12 protein-coding genes and 1 tRNA gene are annotated in these 12661 nt (G+C 49.4%); 3 read left to right on the plus strand and 10 right to left on the minus strand.

Annotation, left to right across the window (positions count from 1 at the left end):
* Positions 1 to 143 precede the first annotated feature (143 nt).
* Both NC980_RS10720 and NC980_RS10725 read left to right on the plus strand, forming a co-directional pair.
* Entirely contained in the window at positions 144 to 314 is a 171-nt protein-coding gene (locus tag NC980_RS10720; protein ID WP_206753814.1) for a hypothetical protein, read from the plus strand.
* Between the two features lie 319 nt (positions 315 to 633).
* Positions 634 to 1080 (plus strand): hypothetical protein, encoded by a 447-nt coding sequence (locus NC980_RS10725; protein WP_348253921.1) that lies wholly within the window; start codon positions 634 to 636, stop codon positions 1078 to 1080.
* 412 nt (positions 1081 to 1492) lie between these two features.
* Here NC980_RS10725 and NC980_RS10730 read toward each other — a convergent pair whose 3' ends face one another.
* The 10 genes from NC980_RS10730 to cobU all read right to left on the minus strand — a co-directional run bounded on the left by NC980_RS10730 (position 1493) and on the right by cobU (position 11818).
* Positions 1493 to 2407 (minus strand): hypothetical protein, encoded by a 915-nt coding sequence (locus NC980_RS10730; RefSeq protein ID WP_190376180.1) that lies wholly within the window; start codon positions 2405 to 2407, stop codon positions 1493 to 1495.
* 316 nt (positions 2408 to 2723) lie between these two features.
* Positions 2724 to 3251, minus strand: a complete 528-nt coding sequence (locus tag NC980_RS10735) for a hypothetical protein (protein WP_190376181.1) — start codon at positions 3249 to 3251, stop codon at positions 2724 to 2726.
* Between the two features lie 152 nt (positions 3252 to 3403).
* Complete coding sequence (locus NC980_RS10740) at positions 3404 to 3796, minus strand: DUF6632 domain-containing protein (protein ID WP_190376182.1); 393 nt, start codon at positions 3794 to 3796, stop codon at positions 3404 to 3406.
* 206 nt (positions 3797 to 4002) lie between these two features.
* Entirely contained in the window at positions 4003 to 4191 is a 189-nt protein-coding gene (locus NC980_RS10745; protein WP_190376183.1) for a hypothetical protein, read from the minus strand.
* Between the two features lie 738 nt (positions 4192 to 4929).
* Positions 4930 to 5406: a GNAT family N-acetyltransferase gene (locus NC980_RS10750; RefSeq protein WP_199298450.1), complete on the minus strand. Its 477-nt coding sequence runs from the start codon at positions 5404 to 5406 to the stop codon at positions 4930 to 4932.
* A 346-nt stretch (positions 5407 to 5752) separates the two neighbouring features.
* On the minus strand, positions 5753 to 6187 hold the full coding sequence (locus tag NC980_RS10755; RefSeq protein ID WP_190376185.1) for a DUF3596 domain-containing protein: 435 nt from the start codon (positions 6185 to 6187) through the stop codon (positions 5753 to 5755).
* 173 nt (positions 6188 to 6360) lie between these two features.
* A tRNA-Pro gene (locus tag NC980_RS10760) sits at positions 6361 to 6434 on the minus strand.
* Between the two features lie 171 nt (positions 6435 to 6605).
* On the minus strand, positions 6606 to 9728 hold the full coding sequence (locus NC980_RS10765; protein WP_190376186.1) for an efflux RND transporter permease subunit: 3123 nt from the start codon (positions 9726 to 9728) through the stop codon (positions 6606 to 6608).
* Complete coding sequence (locus tag NC980_RS10770) at positions 9725 to 11068, minus strand: efflux RND transporter periplasmic adaptor subunit (protein WP_190376187.1); 1344 nt, start codon at positions 11066 to 11068, stop codon at positions 9725 to 9727. Before NC980_RS10770 ends, NC980_RS10765 begins: the two co-directional genes overlap by 4 nt.
* Positions 11069 to 11272: 204 nt before the next feature.
* Entirely contained in the window at positions 11273 to 11818 is a 546-nt protein-coding gene (gene cobU, locus NC980_RS10775) for a bifunctional adenosylcobinamide kinase/adenosylcobinamide-phosphate guanylyltransferase (RefSeq protein WP_190376188.1), read from the minus strand.
* An 81-nt stretch (positions 11819 to 11899) separates the two neighbouring features.
* Between cobU and NC980_RS10780 the strand changes: the two genes are divergently transcribed.
* Positions 11900 to 12616, plus strand: a complete 717-nt coding sequence (locus NC980_RS10780; protein WP_190376189.1) for a hypothetical protein — start codon at positions 11900 to 11902, stop codon at positions 12614 to 12616.
* Positions 12617 to 12661: the final 45 nt, after the last annotated feature.

Here is a 12661-nt window from a genome sequence, read left to right on the forward strand (position 1 = left end):
CTGCGGGTTTTGAGCAGCGGCAGATATGGATTTATCTTGCTGTTATCGCTGGATTGGGAATTGGTTTAGGCGAGGTGTTCGACCTTGTATTCCTTCCGAGCATGCGGTACTGAGAAAGTTCAGACCATTAGAGCACAGCTACCGTGGCAAACAGAAAACCGACCCAACCCTCAAGACGGCAGCCCGTTCAAGTACGATCGCACTCATTCTGGGAACTCTGCACCCGCGGTCGTCATGGGCACGATCGAGGCATGGGTCACTCTGGCGCTCAGGCTTGGGCTAGTAGCCTGGGGATTTCTGGCAGAGCGGCGTGATCCGGGAAGATGATCTTAGGTTGGGGGGGTGCGATCGCGCTGAATACTTTAGAGAATTGAGTCGTGTTCTAGACATCTGGATCAACGTGATTGAATGGCTCTTCTGATGGAAATCTTTGGAAAGCCAGCCACAGGTCCCAGCATTTGTTCTGTGCTGCATTTTGCTCAATCGTTTTGATCGTGGTGCAATTTTTTTCGATCTAGAGCACGCTAAGAATAGGTCGTATTGAGGGAGAACACGATGAATCCGCTTACTCCAACTGGAATTTCTGAAAGGATGCAGCAAATTGAAGGAACCCTTTCAAGGGTAGGAGAAAAAATGAAAGAAACGGCTACTCTTCCTCTTCACAAAGCCGGAAGCTTAAGCGATACTCTTACCGCGAATGTCCAAAATTCTGTGCAAGCTTGGATCGATGTACATCCCATTTTTGCCTGGATTCTGTTGCATCCACTTTGGAGCATGGGCATTGCGATTCTTGTCCTTTGGCTCGCATTTAGTTTGTTAACGGCGCTGGTGGATGCAACTGTTCAGTTGATTTCACCGATTCTAAAATTACCGTTTACTGGATTCAAACGGCTGCTTTTGCCGCGTCGATTCGTTAAGCCTGATTCTTCTCAACGATTGATGGAAGTGCTTGATCGATTAGAAGCTTTACGACAAGAACAAGACGAGTTACTGAAACAAGTTAAAACAATGTTAGCGTCAGAGCGCAATGTTAAAGAGAAATCTGTGTCCGCCGATCAAACCTTGTCATCAAGACGCTAATAAAACTTTTGTAAAGTTAAATTTAGACAAGCGGTCTGCAACAGCAATAGTTTAACGTGAGTTTCCAACGAAGGCACCCTGCCCGGAGGTGCGCTTTCGTTGGAGATTCAGGTTAAAGAAGTAGAAATACAGACAGAACAAGGGTTATGAGTGGGTTAGCCACCTCAAAAACTGCGTAATAGTAGGCTAACATCTGGCTAAAACTGGCTAATCCTTGCCTGTTGATCGATTTCCCCATGCCGAGCAAGGCATGGCTCATTCTGGCGTTAATGTTTGGGCTAGTGGCTTGGGAATTTCTGGCAGAGCGGCGGGATTAACGATCGGTTGAAGGTGCGATTGCGCTTCACCCTTTGCCGCTGTTTAGTTCTGGCAACGGCTGTATGTGCCTATAGCTATGGCATGGTTGGCACCATCACGGAGGTGGCATCCACTGACCCTGGCTAACCCGACGGACATCAGTGCCCGTGATATTGGTGTGGTAGACCCACAGAGGTTGCTGTGTCGACGTGCCGGAGATTGCCTGATCGACCATGATTTGCACCGCCCAGCCTGGACGAATATCCATGCTACAACTGAGGGCACCTTCACGAGTATTCAAAGAGCGATCAAAGAAGCGAGCCTCTGCCCAGAACAGGTGCAAACTGGAGGTGGAAATTCCAGCATCCTCTGCGACTTGGGTAAGAATTCGCCGTTGTACGGCTTCTGATAAACTTTGCAACCCGTCCGGTTGGGGTGTCCAGAAACCGACTTCAGCCCCCTGCGGGATATAGTAAACCAGGCGGAGCGGCTCAGAGAGAGCCCTTCCTGCAACAACCACTCGCCACCCAAATACATCAATGTCAGGACAGAGGCCACGCATCGAGCGGGAGGGTCCAGAATTACCCCTACATTCGTTCCAGATAACTGATTCAATCGATTCAAGCTGGATACCGATATTGGTTGGTGAATCTGAAGCCATTTCAAGCATCAGTTCAGGGGTGTTGAACCGTTCTTGGGCATCCTGTATAACCGCATTGGTCAGTGTATTAGAGAGGCTGACCATGTCAATGTGCGATCGCATCTCTTCTGACACATTTTGAATGGGAGATGCAATAGTGCGAACGTTATCGATGCGGTTTTGAGAGTCTTGCTGAAGGGTGCGTCTCACGGTATTTGCAACGGAACGAGGTAATCGTATCTGCTCAAACACAATGGTTGGCTGCGATGACGCGATCGCTGGGCGTCCAACAACGGAAAACGAGGACAAGGGCGGGAAGTGGGCATGGCTACTGCTAGCGATCGCAACCGATAACCCAATTGCCCCACATATGAATCGTTGAACCTGCATCACCACACATCCTTCGATAACCGATCTGCCAAAGAATACGACTTGAACCTATTGCTACCGTAAATAGAAACGGTTGCTAAATGGTTGTGGTTGCAGTTTTAGCAACCACACAGCACCCAAAAACGTTTACGCTTTCTGCCTCACACTCTTTGAGCACTATTTCAAGGTAAATTATTGTCTATGCACCAGTGTGGCACCCATGCCACACACATTTTGCTCTGCGTAGGAGCGATCGCAGCAGCACAGCAGCATATTATGCTAACCGACGCTCTTGTTGATACACATCAATGCACGCGACTTGTGGTTGTGTGTACCATTAATTCCAATCTCCGTTGACTTTATACCAGTTGTGATTGATAGGCGTAAACCACATTTCATAGGGAATATCCTCTGGCACGGCGCCATAGTTCGGTTGATATTCATAGCGAAGGCGGCCGCACAGGAAGCAGTTAATATCGAATCGAGCAGAGCGAATACGACCCGCTGCGTTGAAGTCCGCGTCAAAAAACGCAATACGAACACCTGATTGATGCAGCACCTGGGTAATAGAATTGGAAATTGCTGTCGCGGGGGGCGTAAAGGATGGTGCCGGACCTGCAAAGAGATTACAGGTTGCCGGATGCGCTGTGTCGGAGAATTGACCACCAGCGTAGGCTATGTTCTTGCACCAATCCTGATTCCGATAATCGGTAATACGGTATTGCTCAATCATCGCGAATGCTGTTTCCAAATTCTGCACCTGTTGACTCTTTGACGAGAAAACAGATTTGCCAAATAGCCAGGGCATGCCACCGTGAATGATGCCAATGATGAGAATGGCTACTCTACGAACGCGTTGAGTCATATGGCCATTATGGAGACCCCTACGTGATTGAAACAGTACACAAGTATGGAGAAAACGAGCCGCTAACGGCTCAAACCAGCGGCAGCAAACGCCCTGGAATTCTACAGCAGCAACTTTCGACCGTCCGCTGCATTTAAATTGTTATATTGCACTCATTCATGCACTGGTTCATGCACTGGCACCACTTCACGCGGCGCTAGAAAACCAAGAACAACTGCTACCAAGAACAATGCTGGAACATCGCCAAGTAGGTGTCCACGTTCTGTAGGGTCAATCCCTGCGTGTACCGCCATAATCAACCCATGCACCACACTTGACCAGACGGTGAACCAGATTAAACTGAGATGCGCTTCTGGCTTTCGAGCAGCCCATAGCAAAAAGACACCGAGCGTTGCATAAATGCCGATGATCATCTGTTCGTATTCGTATTGACCCGGTTGCCATGCCCAGCCTGATGACCAGATCTTCATCAACGGATAGATCAGGAGAAAAGCAATTCCAATAATAATAAGGGCGATTCGCAAGTATCGATGACGCTCATCCATAGCTCCGACCTCCTACTATTTTTCAGGGTGGTTTCTATCAACGGAATGCCTATTTGTAATCTTATTCTCGCTAATGACTCTTCAACTTTGGAATGTTAGAAATTTTCATGTTTCTTGCAGTTTAATGCTGATTCGACATTGAATCGTCCTGCTAAAACCCTCAACGCACATGCTCCCGTAGCCTCACGGTGCGTTGATAGTAAGTATCAATAGATAACTTCTAGCTCCGGCGAGAGGACTCCAATCACGGGTGGGAGAACACCGAGTGTGAGGAGCAACGCCGGACGTTGGACTCGGAGCTGTTCGAAGAGAAACGCCTGGCAATGCGATACAAATTTCGCGTCGTTTGCGCCTGGGAATACGCCTGTTGTGGCAGTTCCCGCACGGAGTCCCATATAGAGATTTGTGAAAAAGTAGTGCTCTGGCACTACCCCGACGGACTCGAACAGCTTCAGGAGGTTGCTCCATGTGGGTAGCGTGAAGCGTTCTCCCCCGAGCCGCCGCGACTCAGCGTAACCGGACTCTGAGTGGAAGCCCTGACCGAGCACCATGATGCCGCCCACCGGAAAGGCGGGCAGCGGGCACCTCTGCTTCATACCCCACAGTCCGTATCCGCCAGGAAAAAACGCGAGTCCGTTAATTGGCTCCGGTACAGGTAGGACGTCGATCGGGTAGCCATCCGATGGGTGTGGCGTGCCCAGAGTGCTTCGGCAGGATGCATAAGCAGGGGATTAGTCCAGTGTGAGAACGAAACTATGTTACAGAACTTGCATGGATGTAGTATTCCTAACGGATTACAGTTCTAGCGGTACTGTCAACTCAACTAGATTTCGCTCTAATTCTCTAATTATTGAGAATGAGCCACGAAGAAATGAGCTGTTCAGCCTTTGAGAATTAGGCAATTTTCAATAAGCAAGCCTTTGAACGGTTAAGTTGACAGTACCGTCTCTACTGCTGACCTGATTCGATCCCACTTTCATCGCAAGCAACATGACCTGAGTGCAAAACGAGATGCGCCATCGCTTAGAGGATTGGTGGGAAATCACTAGTGTGAAAGATGCTGCGTAAACTGGAGAGGGATAACCGTGCTTAATTTTAACTACTCCCGGTTAAGTTGACAGTATCGTAAATGGTCATGGTTGCTCCTCGAAAATGAATGAATAGTCGTGCCAGTCACAGACGGGGTGGTATCCAATTTGTTTGTAAATATGGTTGGATGTTGGATTGGCTAAATCTGTAAACAGAAAGCAGCGATCGCATCCCTGATCTAATAATTTCTGACTCAACGTGGCGACACAAGCGGTTGCATATCCTTTACGGCGATACTCCAGTGGTGTATAAACAGGACCAATACGAGCCGCCGTCGGTAAAGATTGACTACCACTTGCCCAGGAAACGGGAGTACCGTCGTCCCAAAGATGCACACTTTGGCGTTTCAACCCACTCTCTACCATCCTTTCAGGCGTTTCACTCACCACCACTTCACCGATCTCAGCAATAAAGGCTTTAAACCAGCCCAGTAGTAACGGGCGATCGTCCTCAGTGGCGAGCCTGAGATGCCCCTTTGCCGTTGCTACTGGTTGAACCTGGGTTAGTTGATGGATTCGCATTTCCATCACCCTTCGGTAGGGTTGCCCGGTGATAGCCTGCCATGATTGCAAAAACGTTGCCACCTCTGTCACTAACCCACCGACACCCGGAACGGTACTGTCAACTTAACCGTTCAAAGGCTTGCTTATTGAAAATTAGGCAATTTTTCAATAAGCAAGCCTTTGAACGGTTAAGTTGACAGTACCTTCTGAAATGCTGGATGATGCGCTGCACTTCCTGAGCTGTAAAAGGTTGAGGTTTTTTAACCTTGCCGCGTGGAACTTGTTTAACGACCTCGATCCAGGGATTCTCGCTAACCATCTTCCGAGAGATCGCCCACTCCCAAGCGGTTTTGATTGCGCTTAACTATTGCTTGAGCGTAATCGGCGCAGGTTTCTCTGACAGCCAAGATTTAAACTTCTCGCAGTCGGATTCCGTCAAATTCCCGGCATAGCGCTCTCGGAAGTAAGTCTTAAGGTTGCTAAGTACCCCGTGATACTTGTCTAACGTTTGGTTTGCGATTTTTCCGCGCTTGTATTCAATGTGTCGTTCAAACAATTCATACACCTTGATTGGCGTGTTGCCATGCTTCTCCGAGCGGTATTTGAACAGCGTTGGATCAAACATTCCATACTCGATATCGCGTTCGATCACAGACGCTCTCATTTGCGCCTGAGCACGATTTGTGGCGTTATCTCTGAGACCCAAGCTTAAACAGTACCGCTTCCGCTCATGCGTCCAACGCAGGCGCAAATTTCCGCGCATCTCTTCAATCTTGACTTCAACCTTGCCTCTCGCCATTCGTGGTATAAGGCTCAATTGGTGGATTAATTAGTATACCGAATCTTATACCACTACCCCCTTGGAAACCGCATTAAAGCGTACCAGAACGAATAAAGATATCAGTGTGTATACCACTGATATTCAAATTCCCAGAAACGACAAGAGCCAGTCATTGACTGGCTCTCATCTAATCGGAGCGGCGGGATTTGAACCCACGACCCCTACTACCCCAAAGTAGTGCGCTACCAAGCTGCGCTACGCCCCGATTTGTTTTCCGCCGATTTGAGCGGTATCGCCAATATTAGCACATTTGCAGTCAGATTTAAACGACAAATTTTAGAACCATAAAAGCCCTATTTTTCCCAAAAACTTTTTAATGCTCCGTTGTGCCGATTTTCTTGATACTTGCAATTTCACTGGCTGGAATCGGAGTCGATCACTTTCTCGAAAAGTCGCGCAGTAGCCCCATTAACGCTGGCACTACCGTTGGAGTTAACACAGTCGAGAAAGTTAATCCGCCAGTGAGAACAATCCCTAAACCTTGGTAAAGCTCTGAACCTTGACCGGGTAACACTGCAAGCGGCAGCATTCCCAAAACGCTCGTTCCCGCCGACATGAAAATGGCTCTCAGTCGATCCTTGGTCGCACTTAACAGCGAGGAATCGTAATCTTCTCCCTCCTGTTGAAGCTGCAAGGCGCGATCGACCAGCAAAATCGCGTTATTCACCACAATTCCAGTTAGAATCACGAATCCCAAAGCGGTGATCATATCTAATGGAACTGACATTCCAGGAATTTGATTGACGAGAACCAAACTCAACAGAGCACCACTCATGCCCATTGGAACCGTTGCCATGATCACGACAGGATAGAGAAACGATCGATACAACGCAACTAGCAATAGATAAGTAATCACGACGGCAAACGCGAATGCGGCTGTTAATTGGGACACTGTTGTTGCCAGTTGGTCAGCCGTTCCCGCTAATGCTAAGCGGTAGCCTGCGGGGAGATTTGCCTGTGCTGGAGCGAGAATCTCGCGCTTAACTTGATCGACGATCGCGCTCAAAGGAGCCGTGTCTGCCAAAGAAGCCGTTAACGTCACCGAGCGCTCTAAATCGGTGTGATTAATCACGTCGGCTCCAGTCGCTTCTCTAACGTCAGCCACATCTCCAAGCTGAATGCGTTTACCCCTTGCAAATAGGGGCAATTGCCGCAACTGCTCTGGGGTTTGAACGAAGATATTTTGCAGTTCTACCGAGACATCGAGTTCTTCTTTACCATCGATGAACTTAGAAGCCAGCCTGCCACCGAGCGCCGTTTCCACCATCGAACCAATCTCAGATTCCGAGAGTCCAACTTCTGCCAGCCGTTCTCGATTAGGAATCACTTGCAATTCGCCTGCACCAACAACAAAGTTCGATCGCACATTGCGAATTCCATTGATAGCGCGTAGCTTGCCTGAAATCTCGCGATCGATTTGTCCGATCTGGTTCAAATCGGTGCCCACGATATCGACTTCAAATTCTTTGCCCGGATCGCGGAAAATCGAGGGACGGATCGGAACCATGAATCGATAGCCCGCGAAATTGTTACTCGCTGCCCGGAAGCGGTTCACCATTTCTGCCAGCCCGCGCGTTGTGGCAAACTCAGGTTTTAGAATTGCTGAGATCGCTCTCAATGCGCCTGGGCGATCGATAAACATGACGCGATCAACTTCGGGCTGAGCGCGGACAAATTCTCGCACAGGTTTGGACTGCTCGATCGCCTCTGCAATACTTGTTCCCGCTAGCGGCTCAACGCGCCACTGAATCTGGTTGCGATTGCCTTCTGGGAGATAGTCGGCAGGGGGCAACAAAAAGAAACTCGCAAACAATAGAGAAACTGGAATTGTTAAAACAAGCAATCGCCGCTTCATGTGGTGACGACCGATCGACCAGCGAACAGTTCTGGCTAGGAAATGCTCAAACTTTCCTTGGATCTGTCGAAAGGCGGCAGATGTTTTGGCAACTGAGCGCTCAAACCAGTTGCCCCCCCGATATTCCCCGCCTTCAAACATCTGCATTGCCTCTGATTCTTTTAGAAACAATCCAGATAGCATTGGAACAAGCGTGATCGCAGCAAACAAAGAGAAGATGGCGGAGCAAGACATGGTAATCGCCATATCCGCATAAAGCTGTCCTGCTTCACCCGTTACCATTAACAGCGGAATAAACACAACGACGTTGGTTAGCGTCGAGCCAAGCATCGCGCCCCAAACCTCTTGGGTTGCTGTGATTGCGGCTCGAAATGCACTTTCTCCACGCTGCATATGCGTAAAGATGTTTTCAATCACGACGATCGAGTTATCCACGACCATACCAACGGAAAATGCAATTCCAGCCAGACTAATAATATTCAGCGATCGACCCAGCCAAGACATCACGATGAAAATCATCACAGAGGCAATCGGAATCGTAATTGCGATCACGGCAACGGTTCGCATTGAACCGAGAAATAATACTAATACGATCGTCGCAAGTACCGCTCCAGTGATCAGATTTTCTTGCACAAAGTTAACCGCTTGGCTAACGTATTCGTTCTCGTCGTAGTTATAAACAAAGCGAATGCCTTCTTTTTGCTGATCAAACTGGACTTGGAGTTCGGCAATCGCCTGTCTGACTCCTTGGGAGATTTCAGGAACGTTTGCCCCGACTTGCCGAATAATGCCAACTGCGACCGCAGGTTTATCGTTAAACAACAGCGCACTATCGCGAATCTTGCGCCCCATTTCTACCTTGGCAACATCACGAATGTAGACCGTTCCTCCAGCATCCCGCCGCAGCACAAAGCCCGCAATCTGTTCAATATCTTGTGATCGGCTCAGAGTTCTCACCCGATATTCTCGCCGCCCTAACTCTAAGGGGCCGCCCCGAATATCACGGTTATTTTCCCGCAGCACTCGCACAACATCGCCGATCGTCAAATTTCGATCAGCTAGGGCTTTCGGATCAACTCGAACCTCAACTTCTCGCTGCCGCCCGCCGGAAACGATGAACTGTCCGACTCCTTGAACCCGCCGCAATCTCGGTAAAACAATCTCTTCTGCTAAATCGCGGTAGCGATCGGGATCCGGTTCAAATCCGGGCTGGGTATCAAACGGAATCCACATCATCGGAGAGCTATTGCCCCCGACTAACTCCACGTTGGATTCGAGCGCTTCCGGTGGCAGACTGGCAACCTGCTGCAACCGATTCAGCACATCGACCAGCCGATTCTCGACGCTCGCACCTTCTTCAAAAGTGAGCGTGATCGAACTGCGCCCTGGACGGGATGCACTGCTGATTTCTTTTACGCCCAGCACTTCTTCCATCTGCTCTTCGATCGGGCGCGTGATCAAATCTTCAACTTCCGCGGGTGCAGCTCCCGGATATCCAGTATTGATTGTAATTTCTGGACGATCTCCACCGGGTTGTAACTCTAGCGGCAATCGAAAGAGCGAAAACACACCAAAGATTGCTAGCAGACAGAACAGCACAAACGTTCCATGTCGCCAGCGAACCGCAGTTTCAATCAACTTCACGATGCGCCTCCCACAATTTTCACGGGGGCATCCTCATTCAAGCCATCGCCGCCTCGAATCACAATTTCTTGTCCCGATCGCAGCTCTGGACTAAAAATCGCGACCTGTTTACCCATATCAGTTACCAGTTCAACCGGAATCGGTTTGGCTTTGTTGTCGGTGATCGTAAACACAACCCATTGATTGCGTCGCCGCGTGAGCGCATCGCGTGATACGACAAAGCTGTCTTGCGTGGTGGGCAGCGTCAATGCACCTGCGATCGCCATTCCCGGCAATAATCCCTTGGGCGGATTGGAGATTTGGACTCGAACGCGCTGTCTTCTAGAAGTCGCATCAGCGGAAGGAACCACGGCAGTAATTGCGGTTTGCTGTTTCCACTGGGGTAAAGCACGGGTGGTAAGCGCGATCGGCATTCCCGGTGTCACTTTTCCGCCCAACTCTTCCGGCAACTCCAGGAAAACGTCGATTCCCCCCCCTGAAACCAGCGTCACAATCTGCCCGGAACCCTGGACTAAATCTCCACGACTGACATGGCGCGTCTGCACTACCCCAGATGCGGTGGCGACAATTTGAGTCCGTCTTTGTGCCAGTTTTGCCTGATTTACCGTTGCTTGAGCTGCTGCGACTGTTGCCTGTTGCGCCTCAATTTCTTCACGAATTGGACCTGCTTTCGCTTCCGCTAAACTCGCTTGTGCTGCAAGTCTTTGTCCCGTTGCCTGATCGACTTGCGATCGCGCTTCGACTAACAATCGCTGCGAAATGGCTCCTTCTCTGACCAGTGCCAAAGTTCGCTTGAGGTTGTCTTGTGCTTCTCGTTCTCTTGCTTTTGCTGAATTGACTGCTGCTTGACGTTGAACAATCACCTCCGATCGCGTTCCTGCCTGCAATCGCGCTAAATTGCTGCGTTCTTGTGCCAATTTTGCTTGAGCTTGAGCGATGCCTAACTGCTGGTCTGAATCATCCAGAATTGCGACCTCCATGCCTGCCGTAACCTGATCACCGGGCTGCACAAAAATCTCCTTTACAATTCCACCCGTCTGAGCACGAATGGTCGATTGGTTAGAGGCTTCGACCTGCCCTAAAAGCTGTACCGTTCGGGTTGGTGCTCCAGTGCCAAGACGAGTGGTTTCAACGGCTCTTGGGGGTTGTCCTTGAGATTGTGCAACAGCAGGTTTTTCTCCTTCCGGATTTAGAATGCGCCAGAAGCCAAACCCGCCCGCGGTTAAAAGACCCATGCAAAATAAGCTAATCCAAAGCTTGCGATTCTTTGGTGAGGGTTGGGGATCAGGCGTTTCAGCAGAATCGATCGCAGGCTGATTCTGAGGGTCGAAAGATTCCATAGGTTTCATTGGTGCAGGAGCAGAAGCCAAAAATCACGCAGGAGAATGACGCTTGTTTAAGTAAGGATTGAAGTTGTTGAAGTATTAATAATTTGATTGAGATTCTACCCGATCCATCTGAGCGTTTGTATAAGAAGTTTGGAGCGGTTGCTGGGACATAATGTAATTGAAAGTCATGCTCAAACGCAGCAAACCTAACTATTTTTAGGGGTTACTTTTTAACGGTGTTCCAAGCTGGCTCAGATTCAAGATGTGACCGCCAGCCACGAGATAAACGGTATCTGCGATCGCGCCCAGTTCCCGCACCAGATTTCCCAAGCGATCCCGAAATAATCGCCCGATTGGATAGGCCGGAACGATTCCCCATCCTGTTTCTTCTGCAACAAAAATAATCAGGCTTTCAGTGCGATCGAAGCTCTGAAAAAGAGTGTCTAGGGTTTCTTGCCATTCGGCTTCGGTTTGATCTAGCACGTTTGCCAGCCACGTTCCAAGCGAGTCAATGAGCAGGCAATCTGAAGCCGAAGAGTCAACGATCGCTGAGCTTAATTTCACGGGAATCGATCGCGTTTGCCAAATTTCAGGACGCCGCGATCGATGTTTTTCGATCCGGGCCTGCCATTCTAAATCCTCTAGATTTTCTTGAGCGGTTGCAATATAAATGACAGGTTTTCCTGAATCGGCTGCAAGTTTTTCTGCCCATTCGCTTTTGCCTGATCGAGCCGCTCCGGTCACTAAAATCAGTTTCGCCATAAAAAAACTTTAGAATCTACTCTGAAAGCGAATTCGCCGCTACAATAGCCTTTACCTTGAATCAAGAAAACTTCGGCAGCGATGAAGAAAGATCTGCGACGGATTGAAGAAACCCTGCTTCAACTGAATAAAAAAGTTCCCACTTTATCTACTGCTCCGTATCCAGAACCCGCAGCACAGGCGAGATCGGTTTCGTTTTCGCTACATACTAAGCCTCCAAAAGCGATCGAGCCAGAAATTTCCGCTCCACCGATCGTCGAACCCCTGATCGAGCCGAAACCGCTTAACCTCCCAAAACTCAAAGCTCCAAACTTTACCACTCATCGCAATAGTGCCAATCCTTCGCTTGCCTCCAGTTTACTGGTTGACATGCAGGCGATCGTCGATCGCTGGCACATCGAGTTAAACCAAACCCTGCGTCAAATTCAGGATCTCTATCTGGAAGGACCGATCGTCGATGGCTGGCTCGAATCTCACTCCGGACAGCCGTTAGGAGATCTTTCAACTCTGCGCCATGCTGAAGTCGATCGTCTCATGTCTTATATCGAAGAGATTTGCGCCGCACCGATTCCCGGCACAAAAGATGCCCCCAAAGCAGGATATCGCCTCTGCGGAATCAACGCCGACGGACAGCGCTGGTCATATCCCTGCCCAGCAGAGCAAATTCCCAGCTTAAGCTTAGCGATCGCTCGCTATCACAAACTCCGACAGCTGCTCGAGCGCAAACAGCACCTCGAACAGCGCCTTAGTGGACTTGCAGAATCGTTAGTTGCTCTGCACGGCAAGATGAAAGAGTAGACGATGCGGGTACTCTGAGCTTGTTTTGATTCAAGCCCTGTTATG

The sequence above is a fragment of the Leptolyngbya sp. AS-A5 genome (assembly GCF_039962495.1).
Classification (GTDB): domain Bacteria; phylum Cyanobacteriota; class Cyanobacteriia; order Leptolyngbyales; family Leptolyngbyaceae; genus Leptolyngbya.

Excerpts from the sequence above, each read along its gene's own strand:
- NC980_RS10780 (WP_190376189.1), top strand. The coding sequence starts at position 11,900 with ATGAAGAAAGATCTGCGACGGATTGAAGAAACCCTGCTTCAACTGAAT.
- NC980_RS10735 (WP_190376181.1), bottom strand. The coding sequence starts at position 3,251 with ATGACTCAACGCGTTCGTAGAGTAGCCATTCTCATCATTGGCATCATT.
- NC980_RS10750 (WP_199298450.1), bottom strand. The coding sequence starts at position 5,406 with ATGCGAATCCATCAACTAACCCAGGTTCAACCAGTAGCAACGGCAAAG.
- NC980_RS10755 (WP_190376185.1), bottom strand. The coding sequence starts at position 6,187 with ATGGCGAGAGGCAAGGTTGAAGTCAAGATTGAAGAGATGCGCGGAAAT.
- NC980_RS10725 (WP_348253921.1), top strand. The coding sequence starts at position 634 with ATGAAAGAAACGGCTACTCTTCCTCTTCACAAAGCCGGAAGCTTAAGC.
- NC980_RS10740 (WP_190376182.1), bottom strand. The coding sequence starts at position 3,796 with ATGGATGAGCGTCATCGATACTTGCGAATCGCCCTTATTATTATTGGA.
- cobU (WP_190376188.1), bottom strand. The coding sequence starts at position 11,818 with ATGGCGAAACTGATTTTAGTGACCGGAGCGGCTCGATCAGGCAAAAGC.
- NC980_RS10730 (WP_190376180.1), bottom strand. The coding sequence starts at position 2,407 with ATGCAGGTTCAACGATTCATATGTGGGGCAATTGGGTTATCGGTTGCG.
- NC980_RS10770 (WP_190376187.1), bottom strand. The coding sequence starts at position 11,068 with ATGGAATCTTTCGACCCTCAGAATCAGCCTGCGATCGATTCTGCTGAA.
- NC980_RS10745 (WP_190376183.1), bottom strand. The coding sequence starts at position 4,191 with ATGGGACTCCGTGCGGGAACTGCCACAACAGGCGTATTCCCAGGCGCA.